The sequence below is a fragment of the Lentzea pudingi genome (genome assembly GCF_014646255.1).
In the GTDB taxonomy this organism is placed as follows: Bacteria; Actinomycetota; Actinomycetes; order Mycobacteriales; family Pseudonocardiaceae; genus Lentzea; species Lentzea pudingi.
Genome location: NZ_BMNC01000005.1, coordinates 87,225 through 109,219, shown reverse-complemented (window position 1 = coordinate 109,219; position 21,995 = coordinate 87,225). Strand labels below are relative to the sequence as shown.

The following is a 21,995-nucleotide window of genomic DNA, read 5'->3' as shown; positions in this document are numbered from 1 at the left end:
GGACAAGCACGTCCGGCCGGACGTTAGGCTGCCTCGCGTGTCGGAGGACCTGAGCGGACGGCGAATCGCGCATTACCGGATCGACGGTGTGCTCGGTCGTGGTGGCATGAGCGTGACGTATCGGGCCACGGACGTGAGACTCGGCCGCAAGGTCGCGCTCAAGGTCATCGGTGAGCACCTCGCGCCCGACGCGGAGTTCCGCGAGCGGTTCGTGGACGAGGCGCGCAACACGTCCGCGATCGACCACGCGAACATCGTGCCGCTGTACGACTTCGACGAGGTCGACGGCCTGCTCTACATCGCCATGCGGCTCGTGGACGGCCAGGACCTGGCCGGGCACATCAAGGAGGGGCCGCTCACCCCCGCGCGCACGTTGACGCTGCTCGCCCAGGTGGCCGAAGCGCTCGACATGCTGCACGGCAAGGGCCTCGTGCACCTCGACGTGAAGCCGGCGAACGTGCTGGTGACGCAGAAGGAGGGCGTGCGCGAGCACGTCTACGTCGCCGACTTCGGCCTGACCCGCCGCGGCGCCACCGGCCACCGCACCCGAACGGGTGATTTCCTCGGCTCGCCGACCTACGCGGCGCCGGAGCACCTGCGGGGCGAGCCCGTCGACGGCCGCACCGACCAGTACGCGCTCGCGTGCATGCTCTTCGCCTGCCTGTCGGGCCGTCCGCCGTTCCAGGGCGGCGTGCAGGAGGTCATCGCGGGCCACCTCAGCAACGTCGTGCCCTCGCTGTCCCAGGTCGTGGCGTTGCCGCCGGCCATCGACGAGGTCATCCGCAAGGGCACCTCCAAGGACCCGGCGCAGCGGTTCGCGAACTGCGCCGAGCTGATCAACGCCGCCCGCGTCGCCCTGGCCGGGGTCGCGCAGGGCTCGGCTCCCGCTCAACTCGGGCCGCAGTCCGGCTCGTTCCCCGCTCAGGCGCCGGTCTCCGGTCCGGTGCCGGCGCAGCAGGGGCAGTACCAGGGCGGCTACCAGCAGCAGTTGCAGGACCCCGTCCGGCTGCGCCCGCCGAACCAGGTGGGCGCGAGCGCCTTCACGTCCTCCAGCAGGAAGGAACGGCCGGCGTGGTTCGCGCCGGTCATCGCCGCCGCGCTCGCGATCGTGGTGATCGTCGTGCTGGTGGTGATCCTCTCGCCTGGTGACGAGCCCGCGCGGCAGCCGAAGACGAACTCCTCGCCGACGCTGAACATCGGTGACGAACCGACGACGTCGAGGAAGCCGCTGCCGACCTCTGTGCCGGTGCGCACATCTCGCTGAGAGTCGCCTGGGAGTCGTCCGGGTTCGCTTGCACTCGCCGTGCCCGAGTGCTAAACACGAACTAGCACTCGGCTCGTCCGAGTGCCAGAACAGTGAGGCTGGGACGGTGAGGCCCTCCGGGGTCGTCCGTCGCGGGCACCGAGCCTGGCCACTCGCACCGTGTTCCGCTGTGGGCGTGTGCCCGCAGTGGCCCAGGAACTCACATAGGCGGAGGAACACACCGCAATGGCCAAGATGATTGCGTTCGACGAGGAAGCCCGTCGCGGTCTCGAGCGCGGGATGAACATCCTCGCCGACGCCGTCAAGGTGACGCTCGGCCCCAAGGGCCGCAACGTCGTGCTTGAGAAGAAGTGGGGCGCGCCCACGATCACCAACGACGGCGTCTCCATCGCGAAGGAGATCGAGCTCGAGGACCCGTGGGAGAAGATCGGGGCCGAGCTCGTCAAGGAGGTCGCGAAGAAGACCGACGACGTCGCGGGTGACGGCACCACCACCGCCACCGTGCTCGCCCAGGCTCTGGTCCGCGAGGGTCTGCGCAACGTGGCCGCGGGTGCGAACCCGCTCGGCCTCAAGCGCGGCATCGAGCAGGCCGTCGAAGCCATCGCCGAGCAGCTGCTGAAGAACGCCAAGGAGATCGAGACGAAGGAGCAGATCGCTGCTACCGCGTCCATCTCCGCCGCTGACCCCACGATCGGCGAGCTCATCGCCGAGGCGATGGACAAGGTCGGCAAGGAAGGCGTCATCACCGTCGAGGAGAGCAACACCCTCGGTCTCGAGCTCGAGCTCACCGAAGGCATGCGCTTCGACAAGGGCTACATCTCCGGTTACTTCGTGACCGACCCCGAGCGCCAGGAAGCCACGCTGGAGGACCCGTACATCCTCCTGTTCGGCTCCAAGATCTCCACGGTCAAGGACCTGCTCCCGCTCCTCGAGAAGGTCATGCAGGGCGGCAAGCCGCTGCTGATCATCTCGGAGGACGTCGAGGGCGAGGCCCTGGCGACCCTGGTCGTCAACAAGATCCGTGGCACCTTCAAGTCCGTCGCCGTCAAGGCGCCCGGCTTCGGTGACCGCCGCAAGGCCATCCTCCAGGACATCGCCACCCTCACCGGTGGCCAGGTCATCACCGAGGACGTCGGCCTGAAGCTGGAGAACGCCGACATCTCGCTGCTGGGCAAGGCCCGCAAGGTCGTCGTCACGAAGGACGAGACGACCATCGTCGAGGGTGCCGGTGACGCCGACCAGATCCAGGGTCGCGTCAACCAGATCCGCGCCGAGATCGAGAAGTCGGACTCCGACTACGACCGCGAGAAGCTCCAGGAGCGCCTCGCGAAGCTCGCCGGCGGCGTCGCCGTCATCAAGGCGGGCGCGGCCACCGAGGTCGAACTCAAGGAGCGCAAGCACCGCATCGAGGACGCCGTTCGCAACGCGAAGGCGGCCGTCGAAGAGGGCATCGTCGCGGGTGGTGGCGTCGCGCTGCTGCAGGCCGCCGAGGCTGCCTTCGCGGGCCTGAAGCTCACGGGCGACGAGGCCACCGGTGCCAACATCGTCAAGGTCGCCGTCGAGGCGCCGCTGAAGCAGATCGCCGTCAACGCCGGCCTCGAAGGCGGCGTCGTGGTCGAGCGCGTCAAGTCCCTCCCCTCGGGCGAGGGCCTCGACGCCGCGACCGGCGAGTACAAGGACCTGATCAAGGCGGGCATCATCGACCCGGCCAAGGTCACGCGTTCCGCGCTGCAGAACGCCGCGTCCATCGCCGCGCTGTTCCTGACGACGGAAGCCGTCGTCGCGGACAAGCCGGAGAAGAACGCCGCTCCGGCCGCGCCGGACGCCGGTGGCATGGACTTCTGAGTCCAGCCGCCTCGCACCACCTCTGAAAGGCCCGGTTCGCTTCGGCGAGCCGGGCCTTTCGGCATCTCCGGGGTGACGGGCGGCGGGGTGGGCGGGAGCTGCGAGTGGGCGGGAGCTGCGAGTGGTGGGGAGAGCCGCGGGTGGAGAGAGCGCAGTGGGGGACGGGGGAGGTGCCGGCGCGGGCCTCGGGCCACTCGACGCGGACGGGCGGCTTGCTCGGGCTGCGGGGACGAGCGGCGGCGGGTGCGGGGTGCGGGGTGCGGGAAGACGGCTGCACGGCGGCCAGAGGGAGGGGGAGGAGGAAGGGCGCAGAGCGCAGGGGTGGATGGGACGCGGCGTGGTGGAGGCGCGGTGAGGTGGGACACGGCGGCCGTGGGACGCGACGACGGACCCCAGCCTGGGACGTGGCGGCCGTGGGACGTGGCAGCGGGACGTGGCGACGAGCTGGACAGCTCCGCTGCGAGGATGGCGAGCCGCCCTCCACCCCAACGCAATGGCGAAGCCGAGGCGTGTGAACCTCTTCCACACGAGCAAGCGGTGTCGCAACCACGACGGCGATTGGGGCTTGACTTTGGGTGCGAGGCCTTAAACTTGACCACTCGGCCGGGCTTCACATGCCCGGCTTTTAAAAGGCCGAGGAAGGCCTCGCAAGGGCCCCGAAGTCAAGCCCCAATCGCGATCGTCGCGAAGCGGCGATGAAATGACCCGGCTCGTCATGACCAACCCAGCCACCTGCGCAAGGTGACCACGAGTCGAGCAAGGTGACCAATCCCCAGAACCCCAGAAAGCGCCGACTAACCCCTGCAAAATCAAAGCATGATCGTGGGCGTGACAACGGTCCGCCCAGGCTCACCACGAGAATTGACCAAATGCACCAGAATCTGCGTGGTCCCAGCCGGCACATCGGGAAGAACAAACCGCCCACCATCATCAGCCCGAGTACACGACGACTGATGATCAGCCACTCGAACCTCGACCTCGTGCTCCCCAGCCGGAACCAGCCACCCGTCGATCCGGTGCCGAGACCCCGTCGACGTGAAGTTCACCATCAGCGTCAGGTTGTCGACGGTGAAGGTGATCGTGCCGGTCTGCCCGCCCCGGACCCCGGCGAACGACCCTGCGCGTTCCCACCGGGCCACTTCCACGTCCAGCGACTCCAGTGCGATCGCGAACTTCACGCGGTCCACCAGGTCGGCGGGTGGCGGGTCCAGTTCGTCGACGAGCCTGTTCAGTTCGGAGAGGACTGCGGTGTCCTCGGGGCCCCTGCGGTCGTCGCGCGGGTCGATCTCGTTCACCGCGATCCTCCTTCCGTCTCCAGGTAGTTGCGCAGCAGTGTCAGACACCGTCCCCTGGTCGGACCGATGCTGCCGTGGGGCATGGCCAGTGCCTCGGCGACTGCCCGGTACTCCGCGCGGCCCGCGAGCACGGTGAGTCGGAGCAGTTCCTGGCACCTCGTGGTCAGGCGGCCGAACGCGAGCCACAGGCGGCGGTCGCGGTCGTCCATCAGCGTCACGTCCTCGGGCAGGCCGGTGTCGGACTCGAGCTGCTCGGCGTATTCGTCGGACAGGTGCGTTTCACGCTTGTTGGGTGTCCAGGTTCGGCGCGCTTCACGCCTCGTCGTGACCACCAGGTAGCCGACCAGGGCTTTGGGCTCGTTGATGTTCTCGATGTTCTTCAAGAACGCGAGCCACACGGTCTGCACGACGTCTTCCGCCGCCGCGCGGTCCAGTCCCTGCCCTCGCGCCACGTGCCACAGCAGCGGGGTCAGCTCGGTCACCAGGACGTCCAGTGCGTGGCGGTTGCCCTCGCGTGCCGCCGCCACGCAGACCGCGTGCCGTTCGGTGCCTTCAAGCCCGTCCCACGGCGGACGGTCATCCGCCGTGTGCAGCTCGTCCATGCAGCACCTCCGATCGGCCGCCCTGTCAGCGCCGTCCGCCAACTCATGAAGGGCTAACTGGGCGGTAGATACCAAATTCACTCGATTGGAGCAGTATTGCCGCCAAGTGACCCTCATCTTCCTCCGGGCACGCCAGCGGCCCGTGAATCCCCCTCCGAGTCACGGGCCGCCAGTGGTGGGAGCTCGCGCCGGCCGGCACCCCTCGAACCGGCTGACGCTAGCTCCACGCCTGAACAAAGCGCTCATCGTGGAAGAGCGGAACTCAGGCGAGCAGATACACCCTCTGACGCACCGAACGGTTCATGCGCTCCCGATTCCCGAAAGCACACGTCAAAGACCGTTATGGTCTAGACCATGCCGATTCTCGAAGTGATCGCACTGGACGCGCAGGACGCCGAGGCCGCGCAGGCGGGCGGCGCCGACCGGCTCGAACTGGTCGCCGACATGGCGAGTGACGGCCTCACGCCGTCGGTCTCCACCTTCAAGGAGGTCCAGCAGGCCGTCGACATCCCCATCCGCGTGATGCTCAGGGACGCCAAGGGTTTCGCGCCCGGTGACCTCAAGCAACTGCGCAGGCGGGCGCGCGACCTCAGGGAGGCCGGTGCCACCGAGTTCGTCCTCGGCTTCCTCGACGCGGGCGGCGAGATCGACGAGGGCGTCACCCTCAACCTCGTCGCCGAACTGGAGGGCTGCGCCTGGACCTTCCACCGTGCGCTCGACAACTCCACCGACGTCTTCCGCTCGTGGGAGGTCATCAAGACCCTCGGCTGCGACACCGTGCTCGCCGCCGGCAGCGCGAAAGGCGTCGAGGACGGCATCGAGAACCTGAAGAAGCTCGTCACCCAGGCCCCGCCCGCGCTGCTCGTCGGCGGCGGTCTGCAGGCTCGACACGTACCGGAGTTGCTGGCAGCGGGCGTGAACGGGTTTCACCTCGGAAGCGCGGTCCGTCCGTCCGGATGGGACTCCCCGGTCGATTCGGCATCAGTTCGGGAATGGGTCAATCGTCTGGTCTAGACCCTTGCCCTGGTCCGTTCTACAGTCACGTTGCTTCCTGTGAAATAGCTGTTGCAACATACGCAACGTGAAGGGCGCGACGATGCGGCTGAAGACACTTGTGGCGGTGCTGGGCGTGGGCGCGGTGGTCGCCTGCGCGCCGGTGCAGTCGGGACCGACGAGCTCGGGCACGGACGAACAGACGGGACAGCTGCGGGTCTGGCTGTTCGATGAGGTCAACCGCGGCCCCAAGGAGGCCGTCGTGAAGGAGGCGATCTCCGAGTTCCAGGGCAAGCACAGCGGCGTGACCGTCGACGTGCAGTACATCCAGGTGTCCAGCCGGGCAGAGCGCTTCAAGGCCGCGTTCAGCGACCCGAAGAGCGCACCGGACGTCGCCGAGTTCGGCAACACCGACCTCGCGGGCTACGTGTCCGCGGGCGGCTTCTCCGAGCTCGACCTGGGCAAGTGGGACGAGTCGAAGGACCTGGTCCCGACGATCCTCGACACGGCCAAGGTCGACGGCAAGACGTACGGCGTGCCGTGGTTCGTCGGCGTGCGCGCGTTGTACTACCGCACGGACGTGTTCACCGAGCTCGGCCTCAAGCCGCCGACGACGTTGGACGAGATCGCGACGACGGCCCGTGAGATCAGGCAGAAGAAGCCGGAGCTCATCGGCATCTCGGCCGGTGGCAAGTACCTGTTCGCCGCGCTGCCGTTCATCTGGGCGCAGGGCGGGGACCTCGCGAAGTCCGACGGCGGCAAGTTCACCGCCGCGATCGACAGCGCCGAGGCCAAGGCCGGTGTCGCCGAGTACACCGAGCTGATCAAGGACGACATCTGCCCGCCCGCCACCTGCGCGGGTAACGGCGGTGACGCGAGCGTCGAGGCGTTCCGCGCGGGCAAGGCCGCGATGACCATCGGCGGTGACTTCAACCGCAAGTCCGTCGACGCCTCGTCAGCGGCGGGCAAGTACGGCGTCGTGCCGCTGCCCGGAAAGGACAAGGGCTCGATCGCGCCCGCGTTCGCCGGTGGCAACCTGCTCGGCGTCATGAAGGGCACGCAGCGCAAGACGCTCGCCACCGAGTTCACGCAGCTGCTCGCGTCGAAGAAGTACCAGCAGAAGATGTACACGGCGATGGGCAACCTGCCGACGTTCACCGACGTGCAGAAGCAGGTCGCGGACTCCGACAAGTTCCTGGAGCCGTTCACGAAGACCCTGCAGTCCGGCACGAAGTTCGTCCCCGTCACGCCGGCGTGGGCGAAGATCGAGGCGCAGGCCGTGGTGCCGACGATGCTCCAGGAGATCGTCACCGGCGCGAAGAACGTCGACACGGCCACCGCGGACGCCGCCAAGACGATGAACGCGGCCTTCACGTCGTGAGCATGACGGCCAAAGGCCAGGGGCGGACCGCGTTCGCCTACCTGGCTCCAGCGCTGCTGATCCTCGGGGGGCTGCTGGCCTACCCGATCTACCAGCTGGTGCTCATCTCGCTCTACGACTACGGCCAGGAACAGGTCAGCGGCGGCGCGCCGCTCGAGTTCCTCGGTCTCGGGAACTACCAGAACCTGCTGGGAGACCAGCAGTTCTGGGGAGTGCTCGGGCAGACCGTCGCGTTCGCGGCGGTCTGCGTGGTCGGCACGTTGCTTGTGGGCGCGTTCCTCGCAATCCTCGCCACCCGCGTACGCACGTGGGTGCGCATGACGTTGTTCCTGGCGGCGCTCGGCGCGTGGTCCACGCCCGCCGTCGCCGGCTCGACGATCTGGCTCTTCCTGTTCGACGCGAACTTCGGGTTCGTGAACGAGGTCCTGGGCATCCAGGGCTTCTCCTGGACGTTCGACAAGTGGACGGCCTTCGGACTCGTTGCGGCACAGGTGATCTGGTGCTCGTTCCCGTTCGTCATGGTGACGCTCTACGCGGGCATCAAGGCGATCCCGGGCGAGGTGCTGGAGGCCGCCGCACTGGACGGCGCGTCGGCGTTCCGCACGGCGTGGAGCGTCATGCTCCCGTTGCTGCGGCCGATCATCCTCGTGGTGACGATCCAGTCGATCATCTGGGACTTCAAGGTGTTCACGCAGATCTACGTGATGACGAACGGCGGCGGCATCGCCGGGCGCAACCTCGTGCTCAACGTCTACGCCTACCAACAGGCGTTCGCGGCGTCGGAGTACGGACTGGGCGCGGCCATCGGTGTCGTGATGACCGTGCTGCTGCTGGGAATCACGATGTTCTACCTGCGTGCGCTCAAGCGGTCGGGGGAGGTCCTGTGAGGCGCTGGCTGACCGAGGGCTTCGTCCTCGTCATCGCCGCTGTGGTGGCGTTCCCGCTGTTCTGGATGGTGCTCAGCGCCTTCAAGCCGGAGGACGAGATCATCTCGGCCGACCCGGTGCCGTGGACGACGCGGCCCACGCTCGACAGCTTCACGCGGGCGCTGACCGTCGCGAACTTCGGGCGCTACTTCATGAACAGCATCATCGTCGCGTTGGTCGTGGTGTTCCTGAGCATCTTGATCTCGTTCCTCGCGGCGACCGCGCTGACCCGGTTCCGGTTTCGCAGCCGCACGACGCTGCTGATCATGCTGCTGGTCGTGCAGATGGTGCCGGTCGAGGCGTTGACCGTGCCGCTGTTCTTCCTGATGCGGTCCGTGGGGGACAGCGTTCCGGCCTTCGGCCTGAACCACCTCGGCTCGCTCGTGCTGGTGCACCTGGCTTTCAGCCTGCCGTTCGCGATCTGGATGCTGCGGGGCTTCGTCGCCGCGGTGCCGGTGGAGCTGGAGGAGGCCGCCACCCTGGACGGCGCCTCGCGGTTCCGGTTCCTGTGGCAGGTGCTGTTCCCGCTCGTCGCGCCCGGCCTGGTGGCGACGAGCGTGCTGTCGTTCATCCACGCCTGGAACGACTTCCTGTTCGCCAAGACGTTCATCATCTCGGCCGTGGAGAACCAGACCCTGCCTCTGGCGCTCCAGGTGTTCGTCAAACCCGACCAGAACGATTGGGGCGCGATCATGGCGGGCTCCACCCTGATGACCATCCCTGTGCTCATCTTCTTCGTGCTCGTGCAACGCCGGCTCGTGTCCGGCCTCGCGGGGGCGGTGAAGGGATGAACCTGCTGCCACGCCCGGTGTCCTATGTGGACGGCGGGAAGCTCTGCGAGTACCAGGGCTGGGAGACCGTCCTCGTGGAAGGGCCTCCCGGCGGTTATCGGCTGCTGTCGTCCGACGACGGCGTGCTGATCGAGGCGAACGACGCGGCCGGTGAGATGAACGCGTTGCAGACCCTGCGGCAACTCCTCGGCGTGCGGTCGTTCCGGGCCGCGGGGGAGAAGCCGTCGGTCATCCCCGCGTGCGAGGTCGTGGACTACCCGAGGTTCGCGTGGCGTGGCGTGATGCTCGACGTCTCGCGGCACTTCCTGCCCAAGCGGGAGGTGCTGCGGTACGTCGAGCTGTTGTCGGTGCACAAGCTCAACGTCCTGCACCTGCACCTCACCGACGACCAGGGCTGGCGCTTCGAGTGCAAGCGCTACCCGAAGCTCACCGAGGTCGGGTCGTGGCGGGAGGACTCGCGGTTCGGCGACCGGCGCTCCGGAGGTCTGAAAGGCCGTCCACACGGCGGTTTCTACACGCAGGACGACCTGCGGGAGATCGTCGACTACGCGCGGGCACGGCACATCACGGTGATCCCGGAGATCGACATTCCCGGGCACTCGCAGGCGGCGATCGCGGCGTACCCCGAACTGGGTGCGCACGGCGGTGGGGTCTGGACCGACTGGGGTGTCAACGAACGCGTGCTCACCACCGGGGAGTCCACAGTGGACTTCTACCGGAACGTGTTCGACGAGCTGATGGACGTCTTCCCCGCGGAGATCATCGGACTCGGCGGCGACGAGGCGCCCGGTCACGAGGACGGCGTGCTGGTCCGGGCCATCGCGGAGCACATCGCGAGCAGGGGACGGCGGCCGTACGGGTGGGACGAGGTCCTGGACGCCCGTCCGCTGCCTTCGAACACGGTCGTCGCGTCCTGGCGCGGGGTCGAGAACGGCGTCACGGCGCTCGGCGCGGGTCACGACGTGGTCATGTGCCCTGAGCCGCACGTCTACCTGGACTACCGGCAGTCGGACTCGCCCGACGAACCGATTCCGGTGGGAACGGTGACGACGCTGGAGGACGTCTACGCGTGGGACCCGGTGCCCGAAGGCCTCACGGGCGAGGAGCCCGGACGGCTGCTGGGCGCGCAGGCGAACATCTGGACCGAGCACCTCGACTCGGCCCGGCGGGTGGACTACGCGGCGTTCCCGAGGCTGGCCGCGTTCGCCGAGGTCGTGTGGTCCCCGGCGGAGAAAGATCCTGAGTTCCTGCAACGACTCCAGGAGCACCACCTGCCCAGGCTCGACGCCCTGGGGGTGGAGTACCGGCCCCTCACCGGTCCCCACCCCTGGCAACGGCTACCTGGTGTTCCCGGGTTCCCACGGTGATCACACGGCCGGCTCTTCCTCGGGCATGAGGATCCAGGCGGCGACGTAGAGGATCGCTCCGGTGCCGAACCCGAGCAGCGTCGCCGCCACGAGGATGATCCGCAGGATCGCGGCGTCCACGCCGATCATCTTGGCGACGCCGCCGCAGACGCCGGCGAGCATCTTGTCGCTGCGACTCCTGCGGAGCTTCTTGACCTGGTCGGTGGCTTCGTTGAGCACGTTGTTCGTCATGGCTCAAGAGTCGTCGAAACCAGAGCACGGCACATCGGTGACCACCCCGAACCCGACCCTGATCCGGGGTGGTGACCCCCAGGGTTCAGTCGAGGCAGAACTCGTTGCCCTCGACGTCCTGCATGACGATGCAGGACTCGTTCTCCTCGTCGGCCTCCATCACACGCACCAGCGTCGCGCCGATCGCCTCCAGCCGGGCGCGCTCGGCCTGCAGCGTGGCGAGGCGTTCGGCGCCCACGAGCCCGGTGCCGGCCCGCACGCAGACGTGCACCCGGTTCTTGACGACCTTGCTCTCGGGAACGCGCTGGAAGAAGAACCGCGGGCCCTCACCGGTCGGGTCGGCGACCGCGGACCACGAACCGTCGCTCTCCGGCGGCGCGTCGTAACCGAGCACCTGGCTCCAGAACTCAGCGACGCGCACGGGTTCCGCGCAGTCGAACGTGACCTGGACTTTCTTGATCGAAGCCATTCGCCCACCGTAGTCGTACGCTCTGGCTCATGGAGTCGCCCGAGGAACTGGCGTCAGGGCTCGACCGCGCGGGTTACCTGCCGGATGGCGGGATCGCCACGGCGGCGTTCCTCGCGGTAGCGATGGGCCGGCCGTTGTTCCTCGAAGGCGAACCCGGTACCGGCAAGACCTCGCTCGCACTGGCGCTCGCCAAGTCGATGGACGTGCCGCTGATCCGCCTGCAGTGCCACGAGGGCATCGACGCCACGCAGGCCCTGTACGACTGGGACTACCCGCGTCAGCTCATGCACCTGCGCGTGCTGGAGACGCGCGGCGAGGTGGACGACGCCTCCCTCTACACGCGACGATTCCTGCTGGCCAGGCCGTTGCTGCAGGCGTTGGAGAACGCGCCGTGCGTGCTGCTCGTCGACGAGATCGACCGGGCGGACGACGAGTTCGAGGCGTTCCTGCTGGAGGTGCTGTCCGAGAACGCGGTCAGCATCCCCGAGTTCGGCGAGATCAGGGCGGCGACACCGCCGTTGACCGTGCTGACCTCGAACCGGACCCGAGAGGTGCACGACGCGTTGAAGCGCCGCTGCCTTTACCACTGGCTGGAGCACCCGTCCCTGGACCGCGAGATCGCGATTCTGCGCCGCACCCTGCCCGGTCTCGACGAACGGCTGGCGCACAAGGTCGCGGAGGCCGTGCAGAAGATGCGCGGCCTCGACCTGCTCAAACCGCCGGGGGTCGCGGAGTCGCTGGACTGGGCTCGGGCGTTGCAGGCGCTGGGGCGCACTGAGCCGGACGCGGAGACCCTGGGCGCGGTGCTGAAGTACCGGGAGGACGCGGAACGCGTGATCGGGAGCACAATCGTGGGGTGACGGAAGCCTGCGTGGGGTTCACCCGCGTCCTGCGGGGCGCCGGACTGCAGTGCGGGCCCGATCGCGTCCAGGCGTTCCTGCGGGCCACCGAGCACGTCGGCCTCTACTGGGCCGGGCGCCTCACGCTGTGCGCCGACCCGGACGACCTGCCGCGCTACGACGCCGCGTACCGGGCGTACTTCGGCGGCACCCCGCCCCGTCCACGCACCACGGCCGAACTCGACTCGCTCACCGTCGGCGTCGCCGCGTCCGACGTGGAAGTGTTGAAGCACAAGGACATCTCCGAGTTCAACGCCGCGCCTCTGATCGCCCGGCTGAAGCCGCTCCCTCCCCGCAGACGGTCGCGTCGGCTCCGCAAGGCCCGTCGCGGGCGGATGGACCTGCCCCGCACGGTGCGCGCGATGATCGAGACCGGCGGCGAGATCGCCCTGCCGCGCCACCGCCGCCGGGGTGTGAAAGCGCGCAGGCTGGTGGTGCTGATCGACGTCTCCGGCTCGATGGCCGCCTACTCGGACGCGTTGCTGCGGTTCGCGCACGTCCTTGCGCACGCCATGCCCGTAGAGGTCCGCACGATCGGCACCCGGCTGACCCGCGTGACCCGTCAGTTGCGCGAACGCGATCCGGAACGGGCTATCCGAGCCGCCGGGCGGGCCATCCCGGACTACGAGGGCGGCACCCGGCTCGGTGACGCGCTGCGGCGGTTCAACCAGCAGTGGCGGCAACGGGGTGCGGTGGTCGTGCTGTTCAGCGACGGCTGGGAGCGGGGCGACCCGAGCCTGCTGGCGACCGAGTTGGCGAGGCTGCGACGGGTGAGTCACAAGGTCATCTGGGCCAACCCGCACGCCGGCAAGTCCGGCTACCGGCCAGTCCAGCGAGGAGTGCGGGCCGCGCTCCCGCACGTCGATGCGATGGTGGTCGGGCACAGCGTGCACGCTTTGGAAGAACTGCTGAAGGAGGTGCGCCGTGCGTGATGTCCTCTACGACCTCGCCGAACGGGTGGCGAACGGGGAGACGGTCGGGGTCGGCACGGTGGTCGCGACCTTCAGCTCCGCGCCGCGGCCCGCCGGTGCGGCGATGCTCGTGACGCAGGACGGCGAGGCGGTCGGCAGCGTGTCCGGCGGGTGCGTCGAGGGCGCCGTCTACGACCTGGCGCAGTCGCTCCCCGCCCCGGTGCTGCAGCGGTACGGGGTGAGCGACGACGACGCGTTCGCGGTCGGGCTGACCTGCGGCGGGATCATCGACATCTACGTCGAGAAGATCAACGCCGAGACGTTCCCGCAGCTCAGTGAGGTAGTGGAGACCGTGCGAGCCGAGGAACCGGTGGCCGTCGCGACGGTCGTCGAGCACCCGTCCGGCATCGGGCGCCGCATGGTCGTCTGGCCGGATCGACGCGATGGCAGCCTGGGTAGCGCGCGGATCGACGACGCCGTCGCGGACGACGCGCGCGGCATGCTGGCCTCGGGCCGAAGTGGTGTGCTCCAGTACGGGCCGGACGGTCAGCGGCGCGGGGAGGGCATGAGCGTCTTCGTGAACTCGTTCGAACCGCCGCCGCGCATGCTCGTGTTCGGAGCGATCGACTTCGCCGCCGCGATGGCTCGCCTCGGCGCGTTCCTCGGTTACCGCGTGACGGTCTGCGACGCGCGCCCGGTGTTCGCGACGCGCAGCCGGTTCCCCGAAGCCGACGAGGTCGTCGTGGAGTGGCCACACCGGTACCTCCAGCGCGAGGCGTCCAAGCTCGACGAACGCTCGGTGATCGCGGTGCTGACGCATGATCCGAAGTTCGACGTCCCGTTGCTGGAGGTCGCGTTGCGGCTCAAGGTCGGCTACGTCGGTGCGATGGGATCCCGGCGCACGCACGAAGATCGACTGGATCGGTTGCGGGAAACGGGATTGACCGAATCCGAGCTTGCGGCGTTGTCGTCGCCGATCGGGCTCGATCTCGGCGGTCGAACGCCGGAAGAGACCGCAGTTGCGATTGCTGCTGAGATCATTTCCTTGCGGTGGAAGGGAACCGGACGCCGGTTGACGGAGATCGAGATGCCGATTCATCGGTGATCGGGTTGTTGAACCCGCAAACAGGGAGCAAGCTGGAGTGACCCTCGTCACTTGCATGCCCACCACCCTGGGAGGGTTTCAATGCACATCTCGGTCAACGTCGACGGAGTGACATACGCCGACGAGGTCGAACCCCGCCTCCTGCTCGTGCACTACTTACGAGAGCGATTGAGCAAGACCGGCACCGTCGTCGGTTGCGACACCGGCAACTGCGGCGCCTGCACCGTTCACCTCGACGGCCACAGCGTGAAGTCGTGCCAGATGCTGGCCGTGCAGGCGAACGGGCACGAGGTCACCACGATCGAAGGCCTCGCTCGCGACGGCAAGCTGCATCCGGTGCAGGAGGCTTTCCACTCGAACCACGCGTTGCAGTGCGGTTTCTGCACGCCCGGCATGATCATGCAGGCCATCGACCTGCTCGCGGACGAGTCCGACCCCGACGACGAGACCGTGCGCAAGGGCCTCGAGGGCAACCTCTGCCGCTGCACGGGCTACCAGAACATCGTGCGCGCCGTTCAGGACGCCGCCCAGCGGATGAAGCCCGGCGCGGGCCCGAAGCAGGAACAGCACAGCGACGAGCACGTCCCGTCCCAGCAGCCGGTAGGTGGCGAATGACCGCCACAGCGGAGCCGGAGGTCGGCAAAGCCAGGCTGCGCAAGGAGGACGCGCGCCTGATCACCGGTGAGACCAGGTGGACCGACAACCTCCAATTGACCGGCATGCTGCACATGGCGGTGCTGCGCAGCCCCGTCGCCCACGCCCGCATCACCGGCGTCGACGTCAGCCGCGCGACGGCGATGCCCGGTGTGGCCGTGGTGCTGACCGGTGAGGACTTCGCCGCCGAACAGGGTTCCCTGCCGTGCGCCTGGCCGATCACCGAGGACATGAAGTCGCCGCCCGCACCCGCGCTGGCCGTCGACCAGGTCAACTTCGCCGGTGAGGCCGTCGCGCTGGTGATCGCCGACAGCGCGTACCACGCCGCGGACGCGCTGGAAGCGATCGACGTCGACTACGAGGACCTCCCGGTCGTGCTCGACATGGAAGAAGCCTTGCGGGACAACGATCTGGTGCACCCGGACCTCGGCACGAACAGGTGCGCGACGTGGATCTTCGACTCCGCCGAGGCAGGGGCGGGGACGAACGTCGAGGACGAGATCGCGGCCGCCGAGGTCGTGATCGAGCGGACGTTCCGGCAGCAGCGGCTGATCCCGGCGTTCATGGAACCGCGGTCGGTCGTCGTGGACTCGAGCGCGGGCATGTTCACCGTCTGGTCGGCTACGCAGATTCCGCACATCCTGCGGTGGATGCTCTCGGCCGTCACGGGCATCTCCGAGAGCAAGCTCCGCGTGATCGCGCCGGACGTCGGGGGTGGCTTCGGCGGCAAGCTCCAGGTCACCCCGGAAGAACTGCTGTGCCTGCTGGTCGCCCGCCGCATGGGGCGTCCGGTGAAGTGGACCGAGACGCGCACCGAGTCGATGCTGGCCGCGCACCACGGCCGCGACCAGGTCCAGAAGATCACGCTGGCCGCCCGCCGCGACGGCACCGTGACCGGCCTGAAGGTCGAACTGCTCGCCGACATGGGCGCCTACCTGCGCCTGGTCACGCCGGGCGTGCCGATCCTGGGCGCGTTCATGTTCAACTCGATCTACAAGTTCGCCGGCTACCGGTTCGAGTGCACCAACGTGTTCACGAACAAGGTGCCCACGGACGCCTACCGCGGCGCCGGCAGGCCAGAGGCGACGTTCGCGATCGAGCGGATGATGGACGAGCTCGCGGTCGAGCTCGGCATGGAGCCGATGAAGATCCGTGAGATGAACTGGATCAAGCACGAGGAGTTCCCGTTCACCACGGTCGCCGGCCTGACCTACGACTCCGGCAACTACGAGGCCGCGACGGCTCGCGCGATGGAGTTGTTCGGGTACGACGACCTGCGCGAGGAGCAGGCGCGGCGTCGTGCGGACGGTTCGGTCGTCCAGCTCGGCATCGGGATCTCCACGTACACCGAGATGTGCGGCCTCGCGCCGTCGCGAGTGCTGGGCGCGTTGCGGTACGGCGCGGGCGGGTGGGAGACCGCGTCGATCCGGATGCTGCCCACCGGCAAGGTCGAGGTGATCACCGGGACCTCGCCGCACGGGCAGGGCCACGAGACGGTCTGGTCGCAGATCGTCGCCGACCGGCTCGGCGTCCCGTTCGAGGACATCGAGGTGCTGCACGGCGACACGGCGACGTCGCACAAGGGCATGGACAGCTACGGATCGCGGTCGCTGGCGGTCGGCGGCACGGCGCTGGTGCAGGCCGCGGACAAGGTGCTGGCCAAGGCACGGACGCTGGCCGCGCACATGATGGAGTGCGACGAGGCGGACGTGGAGTTCGCTTCCGGCTCGTTCTCCGTCCGCGGCACGTCGACGGTCCGTGCGCTGGGTGACGTGGTGCTGGCCGCGCACGTCGCGCACGACCTGCCCGAGGGCATGGAACCCGGCATGGACGCCGACGCCACGTTCGACCCGGACAACTTCTCTTATCCGCACGGAACCCATTTGTGCGCAACAGAAGTCGACACCGAGACCGGCATGGTCAAGATCGTGCGGTACGTCGCCGTGGACGACGTCGGCACGGTCGTGAACCCGTTGATCGTCGACGGACAGGTGCACGGCGGGCTGGCGCAGGGCATCGCGCAGGCGTTGTACGAAGAGGCAACGCACGACGAGATGGGCACGCTGACGACGGCGACGTTCGCCGACTACCTCGTGCCGTGCGCGGCCGACCTGCCGGCGTTCCTCACGGACCGCACCACGACCCCGGCGACGTCCAACCCGTTGGGCGCCAAGGGAGTCGGCGAGGCGGGCACGATCGCCTCGACACCGGCCGTGGTGAACAGCGTGCTGGACGCCGTGCGGCACCTGGGCGTGCGGGACATCGAGATGCCGATGTCGCCGGAGCGCGTGTGGACCGCGTTGCAGGGCCGGCCGGATCCCGGTGCCGGTGACGTGGCCGCGGGCGGACTCGGTTCGATCGACGCGCAGGGAGGGCAGTCGTGATCCCGGCGGAGTTCAAGTACCTGTTTCCGTCCACTGTGGACGAAGCCGTGCGGATGCTCGCCGAGGAGGGCGAGGACGCCAAGGTCATCGCGGGCGGGCAGTCACTGGTGCCCGTGCTGCGGATGAGGCTGGCGGCGCCAACCGCGTTGATCGACATCGGTGGCCTGACCGAGCTGACGGGCGTGCGCGACGACGGCGACTCGTTGCTCATCGGTGCCATGACCACGCACTACGAGGTGCAGCGCGACCATCTGATCCACGACCACGCGTTGCTGCTCAAGCTGGTCACGGACACGGTGGCCGACCCGCAGATCCGGCACCGCGGCACGTTCGGCGGCTCGCTGTGCCACGCGGACCCGGCGGGCGACCTGCTGGCCCCCGCGCTGGCGCTGGACGCCGTGATGATCATCGCCGGGCCGTCCGGACGCCGGGAGGTGTCCGCGTCGGAGTTCTTCGTCGACTACTTCACGACGGCGCTGGCCCCCGACGAGATCCTGCTCGACGTCCGCGTGCCGAAGTACACCGGCTGGGGCGCGCACTACGAGAAGCTCAACCGGGTCGCGCAGGCGTGGTCGATCGTCGCGGTCGCGGCGGCCGTGCGGGTCAGCGACGGCGTGATCGCCGCGGCCAGGGTCGGTCTCACCAACGTGGGGTCCGGGCCGGTCCGCGCGGTCGAGGTCGAGTCGGCCCTGGTCGGGCTGCCCGCCACCGCCGAGTCGATCTCGGCGGCCGCCGGGCGGGCGTCGACCGGTGACGGCTACAAGGACAACCTGGCGAGGGTGCTGACCGGTCGCGCGCTGACGGCGGCCGTCGGATGAAGCTGACGCATTCGTTCGAGTCGCCCGGGCCCGCCGAGGAGGTGTGGGAGGCGCTGCTCGACCCCGAACGGGTCGCGCCGTGCCTGCCCGGTGCCACGCTGACCTCGGTGGACGGCAAGACGTTCAGAGGGGAGGTGAAGGTCAAGCTCGGCCCGGTGCAACTGCTGTACCGGGGCACCGGCGAGTTCGTCGAGGTCGACCCGGTGCTGCGCCGTGCCGTCATGAAAGCCGCGGGCAAGGACACCCGTGGCAACGGCACGGCGTCGGCGGTGGTCATCTTCGTCGTCGGCGACTCGGTCGAGGTGGAGACCGACCTGGCGGTCACGGGGCGTCCGGCGCAACTCGGCCGCGGCCTGATCGCCGAGGTCAGCGGCAAGCTCGTCGCCCAGTTCGCGGAATGCCTGGCGAGCACGCTGGGATCCGTGGATCCTGACGAGGTGGCGCAACAGCAGCATCTCCGAGTGGTTCCCGACGAGCCGATCGACCTGATCGACACGGCAGGCGTTCCGGTGTTGAAGCGCGTGCTGCCCCTTGCGGCCGCAGCGCTGGCGGTCGCCCTGTTAGTGGTCCTGCGACGCCGGCGGCAGCACTGAAGCGTGTGGTCCGGTGGCCGGCACTCGTGCTGGCCACCGGTCTTTTGCTGTCCGCGTGCACCGGTTCGCCGGTCGTCATCACCTCGACGCCCGTGCCACCGCCGGCGACCTCCCAGGGCCCGCCCCCGCCGCGGTCGTTCGTGCTGACCGCGGGCGGCGACATCTTGATCCACCCCGCGCTGACCGACCAGGCCGTGGCCGACGGAGGCGCGGCGGGCCGGGACTTCCTGCCCCTGTTCGCGGGCATCAAGGACGCGCTGAAGGCCGATCTCTCGCTGTGCCACCTCGAGGTGCCGCTGGGCCCGAAGGAGGGCCCGTTCTTCGGCTACCCGGCCTTCCTCGCGCCGCCCGAGGTGGCGAAGGGCCTGGTCGACGTCGGGTACGACTCGTGCTCGACCGCCTCGAACCACACCCTCGACCGGGGCGTCTCCGCGATCACCACGACGCTGGACGCGATGGACGCCGTCGGCCTCAAGCACACCGGCTCGTTCCGCACGCAGGAGGAGTCGGCCGCCCCGCTGATCCTGGACGCGGGCGGGGTTCGCGTCGCCCAGTTGTCCTTCACCTACGGCTTCAACGGCATCCCGCTGCCCCAGCCGTGGCGGGCGAACCAGATCAACGCCACGAAGATCCTCGCCGACGCCCGCGCCGCCCGTGCCGCCGGCGCCGAGGTCGTCGTGCTGTCCATCCAGTGGGGCAACGAGTACCAGCACGAGGCCACCGAGGACCAGAAGGCCCTGGCCCGCCGGCTCCTCGCCGACCCGGCGCTGGACCTGATCATCGGCACGCACGTGCACGTCGTGCAGCCGTTCGAGAAGATCGGCGGCAAGTGGGTCGCCTACGGCCTCGGCAACGAGGTCGCCCGGCACGCCGAGCCCCGTGGCGTGACGGAGGAGGGGGCGATCGCGCGGTTCAAGTTCGAGCAGGGGCCGTCGGGGTGGTCCGTGGTCGACGCGTCCTACACGCCCACGCTGGTGGAGCTGGGACCGCCGATCCGGCTGGTGGACCTGACCCGGGTGCCCGCGTCCGCGCGCCGGACCGAGGCGATCACCCGGACCGAGGGGATCGTGTTCAGCATGGGCGCCGCCGAGCAGGGCTTGAAGCGGGCCAAGCCTTAGATCGTCTCCATGTGCGACGGTGCCGTGCATGACCGATCTGCTCACCGTCGCCCAGTACGCCCGGCTCGGCGCAGCCGGGTGCACGGAGCTCGTCGAAGGCAGGCTGATCACGTCGCCCGCCGGGCTCTCCCCGCACAACTTCGCCTGCGGCAACCTGATCATGCAGCTCGCGGGCCAGCTCCCCGCCCACCTCGAGGTCGTGTACGGGCCGGACGTGGACCTGGAGCTGGCACCGCCGGACGCCCCCGGTTTCGTCCGGCGCCCGGACGTGGTCGTGTGCCACCGCGGTTCCCAGGGCCTGCTCAGGGCGGCCGAGGTCGTGATCGCCGTCGAGGTGGTGTCGCCGCACTCGCGCTACACGGACCGCCGGGCCAAGCGCCTCGACTACGCGGAGGCCGGTGTCCCGTTCTACTGGATCGTAGACCTGGCGCCGCTGTCGCTGACTCCGTTGCGGCTGGGGCAGGACCGCCAGTACGAGGACTTGGTCGCCGCGACCGAGGTCCACGAGTCCTCGGAACCGTTTCCCGTGCGGGTCGAGCTGGCTCAGCTCATCGACTGAGCACCCTCTCGTACCGGTCGACCCAGGCTTTCGGTGCGGGGCTTTCGAACTCCTCGATGCGGTCCGGCACCGGTGCCTTCGTCAGCACGGGCAGATAGCCGTCCTTCGGCAGGAGCGAGTCGCTCGTGACGTCACCGTCCAGCAATGACAGCGTCGCCAGCCCGCACGCGTAGTCGAGCTCCGGCAACGCGGCCGCCAACGCCACCCCGGCCGCCATGCCCACGGACGTCTCCAGCGCCGACGACACCACGCACGGCAACCCGCACGCCTCAGCCACTTCGAGGGCCTTCCTGACCCCGCCGAGCGGCGCCACCTTGATCACCGCGATGTCCGCGGCCCCCGACACCGCCACCTTCAACGGGTCCTCGGCCTTGCGGATGGACTCGTCCGCGGCGATCGGCACGTTCACTTTTCGCCGCACCGCCGCCAGCTCGTCCAACGTGTGACACGGCTGTTCCACGTACTGGAGCCCGCCGGCTGCCTTGTCCATGGCCTTGATCGCCGCAACGGCCGTGTCGACGTCCCACAACATGTTCGCGTCCACGCGAACGAACCCTTGTGGCCCCAACGCGTCCCGCACGGCCTCGAGCCTCAGGCAGTCCTCTTCCAGCGTCGACTCGGCGACCTTCACCTTGGCCGTGGAGCAGCCGGAGCGCGCCACGATCTCGTGCGCCTTCTCGGGGCTCACCACGGGCACGGTGCAGTTGACCGGGACGCGGTCGCGAAGAGGCGTCGGCCAGCCCTCGTTGGCGGCCTCCAGCGCACACGCGAGCCAGGCCGCGGCCTCGTCGTCGTCGTACTCCTCGAACGGGCAGAACTCGCCCCACCCGGCCGGACCTTCGAACAGCAGTCCGGTGCGCTGGGTGATGCCGCGGAACCGGACGCGCATCGGAACGGAGTAGACGTGCACGGCCAGATTCAAGCGCACTTCCGCAGCTCCAGCGAATGCCCGCCCCCGCGCAGGTTCACCGAGCCGACGGGCTGAACGGCCAGCAACGTGCACACGATCTGCTGCACGGCAGCGCCACTGAGCTGCGAGACGTCGCTCGACAGGTTCACGTCGAGTCCGCTCGCGACGCGGTCCACCGTGGCGGGCGCGGCGTCGAACGGCACCTCGGTGCTGAGCCCGCGGGCCTGCTCGGCGTTGGTCGGGCCCTGGGCGAGCAGCGCCACGACGTCGAAGCCGCTCAGGCTGCCCTGCGACCGGCTGACCGGCACCACCCGGCCCTCGGAGACCCAGAAGAGCGACGGCGAGGCGTTCTCGACGGGGCCGCTGGGGGCTTCGAGGCCGGGGATCGGGTCGGTGGGGCGGATGCCGCACGCGGTGAGGAGGGCGAGGACGGAGAGGACGAGCACCGCCGGCCCGAGCTTGCGCGAGGGTCGTCGCGCTGCGGGTGCATGCTCGCGCTGAGGGTGTCGCGCTGCCGGTCCACGCTCGCGTTGAGGAGTTCGCGTTGCGCGTGCGTGCTTGCGCAGGGGTTGTTGCGCTGCGGGTGCATGTTCGCGCTGGGGTTGTTGCGCTGCGGGTGCATGTTCGCGCTGGGGTTGTTGCGCTGCGGGTGCATGTTCGCGCTGGGGTTGTTGCGCTGCGGGTGCGCGTTCGCGCAGGGGTTGTTGCACTGCGGGTGCACGTTCGCGCAGGGGTTTTCCCGCTGCCGGTGCGCGCTCGCGCTGAGGGTCTCGCGCTGCGAGCCCACGCTCAAGCTGAGGAGTTCGCGCTGCCGACCCACGCTCGCGCAGGGGTCCCCTCCAGGGGGTCCCCCTGATTCCATTCTCCCAGGCAGCACCGA

At 69.0% G+C, this 21,995-nt stretch carries 22 protein-coding genes; 16 read left to right on the top strand and 6 right to left on the bottom strand.

The window, feature by feature from the left end:
• The first annotated feature begins 37 nt into the window (after positions 1-37).
• Together IEY88_RS19360 and groL are read left to right on the top strand one after the other, a co-directional pair.
• Positions 38-1,264, top strand: coding sequence for a serine/threonine-protein kinase (locus IEY88_RS19360; protein WP_189156191.1), 1,227 nt, complete (start codon positions 38-40; stop codon positions 1,262-1,264).
• A gap of 225 nt (positions 1,265-1,489) precedes the next feature.
• Complete coding sequence (groL, locus tag IEY88_RS19355; RefSeq protein ID WP_189156190.1) at positions 1,490-3,109, top strand: chaperonin GroEL; 1,620 nt, start codon at positions 1,490-1,492, stop codon at positions 3,107-3,109.
• 809 nt (positions 3,110-3,918) lie between these two features.
• Here the strand turns inward: groL and IEY88_RS19350 are convergent.
• Together IEY88_RS19350 and IEY88_RS19345 are read right to left on the bottom strand one after the other, a co-directional pair.
• Positions 3,919-4,395 carry a carboxypeptidase regulatory-like domain-containing protein gene (locus tag IEY88_RS19350; RefSeq protein WP_169746023.1) on the bottom strand — a complete coding sequence of 159 codons (477 nt, stop codon included), beginning with the start codon at positions 4,393-4,395 and terminating at the stop codon, positions 3,919-3,921.
• 5 nt (positions 4,396-4,400) lie between these two features.
• Positions 4,401-5,006: an RNA polymerase sigma factor gene (locus IEY88_RS19345; protein WP_189156189.1), complete on the bottom strand. Its 606-nt coding sequence runs from the start codon at positions 5,004-5,006 to the stop codon at positions 4,401-4,403.
• A 354-nt stretch (positions 5,007-5,360) separates the two neighbouring features.
• On the opposite strand from IEY88_RS19345, the gene IEY88_RS19340 reads away from it, so the two are divergent.
• The 5 genes from IEY88_RS19340 to IEY88_RS19320 all read left to right on the top strand — a co-directional run bounded on the left by IEY88_RS19340 (position 5,361) and on the right by IEY88_RS19320 (position 10,464).
• A complete protein-coding gene (locus IEY88_RS19340; RefSeq protein ID WP_189156188.1) occupies positions 5,361-6,020 on the top strand; it encodes a copper homeostasis protein CutC in 660 nt (219 codons plus the stop codon).
• An 82-nt stretch (positions 6,021-6,102) separates the two neighbouring features.
• Entirely contained in the window at positions 6,103-7,380 is a 1,278-nt protein-coding gene (locus tag IEY88_RS19335) for an extracellular solute-binding protein (RefSeq protein WP_189156633.1), read from the top strand.
• 2 nt (positions 7,381-7,382) lie between these two features.
• A complete protein-coding gene (locus tag IEY88_RS19330) occupies positions 7,383-8,267 on the top strand; it encodes a carbohydrate ABC transporter permease (RefSeq protein ID WP_189156187.1) in 885 nt (294 codons plus the stop codon).
• On the top strand, positions 8,264-9,097 hold the full coding sequence (locus IEY88_RS19325) for a carbohydrate ABC transporter permease (RefSeq protein WP_229693554.1): 834 nt from the start codon (positions 8,264-8,266) through the stop codon (positions 9,095-9,097). The genes IEY88_RS19330 and IEY88_RS19325 overlap by 4 nt, the downstream gene beginning before the upstream one ends.
• On the top strand, positions 9,094-10,464 hold the full coding sequence (locus tag IEY88_RS19320) for a beta-N-acetylhexosaminidase (protein ID WP_189156186.1): 1,371 nt from the start codon (positions 9,094-9,096) through the stop codon (positions 10,462-10,464). Before IEY88_RS19325 ends, IEY88_RS19320 begins: the two co-directional genes overlap by 4 nt.
• Here the strand turns inward: IEY88_RS19320 and IEY88_RS19315 are convergent, their stop codons facing one another.
• Both IEY88_RS19315 and IEY88_RS19310 read right to left on the bottom strand, forming a co-directional pair.
• The gene (locus IEY88_RS19315) at positions 10,465-10,695 is read right to left on the bottom strand and encodes a PspC domain-containing protein (protein WP_189156185.1); all 231 of its coding nucleotides are present in this window, start codon (positions 10,693-10,695) and stop codon (positions 10,465-10,467) included. It lies immediately after the preceding gene.
• 85 nt (positions 10,696-10,780) lie between these two features.
• Entirely contained in the window at positions 10,781-11,164 is a 384-nt protein-coding gene (locus IEY88_RS19310; RefSeq protein WP_189156184.1) for a VOC family protein, read from the bottom strand.
• A 29-nt stretch (positions 11,165-11,193) separates the two neighbouring features.
• Here IEY88_RS19310 and IEY88_RS19305 point away from each other — a divergent pair, with 29 nt between their 5' ends.
• From IEY88_RS19305 to IEY88_RS19265, 9 genes are all read left to right on the top strand, one after another.
• A complete protein-coding gene (locus IEY88_RS19305; protein ID WP_189156183.1) occupies positions 11,194-12,024 on the top strand; it encodes an AAA family ATPase in 831 nt (276 codons plus the stop codon).
• The gene (locus IEY88_RS19300) at positions 12,021-12,995 is read left to right on the top strand and encodes a vWA domain-containing protein (RefSeq protein WP_189156182.1); all 975 of its coding nucleotides are present in this window, start codon (positions 12,021-12,023) and stop codon (positions 12,993-12,995) included. The genes IEY88_RS19305 and IEY88_RS19300 overlap by 4 nt, the downstream gene beginning before the upstream one ends.
• Entirely contained in the window at positions 12,988-14,079 is a 1,092-nt protein-coding gene (locus IEY88_RS19295; protein ID WP_189156181.1) for an XdhC family protein, read from the top strand. Before IEY88_RS19300 ends, IEY88_RS19295 begins: the two co-directional genes overlap by 8 nt.
• Positions 14,080-14,160: 81 nt before the next feature.
• The gene (locus tag IEY88_RS19290) at positions 14,161-14,694 is read left to right on the top strand and encodes a (2Fe-2S)-binding protein (RefSeq protein ID WP_189156180.1); all 534 of its coding nucleotides are present in this window, start codon (positions 14,161-14,163) and stop codon (positions 14,692-14,694) included.
• A complete protein-coding gene (locus IEY88_RS19285; RefSeq protein WP_189156179.1) occupies positions 14,691-17,117 on the top strand; it encodes a xanthine dehydrogenase family protein molybdopterin-binding subunit in 2,427 nt (808 codons plus the stop codon). Before IEY88_RS19290 ends, IEY88_RS19285 begins: the two co-directional genes overlap by 4 nt.
• Positions 17,114-17,935 carry an FAD binding domain-containing protein gene (locus tag IEY88_RS19280; protein ID WP_189156178.1) on the top strand — a complete coding sequence of 274 codons (822 nt, stop codon included), beginning with the start codon at positions 17,114-17,116 and terminating at the stop codon, positions 17,933-17,935. The genes IEY88_RS19285 and IEY88_RS19280 overlap by 4 nt, the downstream gene beginning before the upstream one ends.
• On the top strand, positions 17,932-18,528 hold the full coding sequence (locus tag IEY88_RS19275) for an SRPBCC family protein (protein WP_189156177.1): 597 nt from the start codon (positions 17,932-17,934) through the stop codon (positions 18,526-18,528). The genes IEY88_RS19280 and IEY88_RS19275 overlap by 4 nt, the downstream gene beginning before the upstream one ends.
• Positions 18,529-18,533: 5 nt before the next feature.
• Positions 18,534-19,646: a CapA family protein gene (locus IEY88_RS19270; RefSeq protein WP_189156176.1), complete on the top strand. Its 1,113-nt coding sequence runs from the start codon at positions 18,534-18,536 to the stop codon at positions 19,644-19,646.
• A 28-nt stretch (positions 19,647-19,674) separates the two neighbouring features.
• Positions 19,675-20,205: a Uma2 family endonuclease gene (locus IEY88_RS19265; RefSeq protein WP_189156175.1), complete on the top strand. Its 531-nt coding sequence runs from the start codon at positions 19,675-19,677 to the stop codon at positions 20,203-20,205.
• Here the strand turns inward: IEY88_RS19265 and IEY88_RS19260 are convergent.
• A complete protein-coding gene (locus IEY88_RS19260) occupies positions 20,195-21,115 on the bottom strand; it encodes an o-succinylbenzoate synthase (protein ID WP_189156631.1) in 921 nt (306 codons plus the stop codon). The genes IEY88_RS19265 and IEY88_RS19260 overlap by 11 nt on opposite strands.
• 8 nt (positions 21,116-21,123) lie before the next feature.
• Complete coding sequence (locus IEY88_RS19255) at positions 21,124-21,561, bottom strand: GerMN domain-containing protein (RefSeq protein ID WP_189156174.1); 438 nt, start codon at positions 21,559-21,561, stop codon at positions 21,124-21,126.
• Positions 21,562-21,995 lie beyond the last annotated feature (434 nt).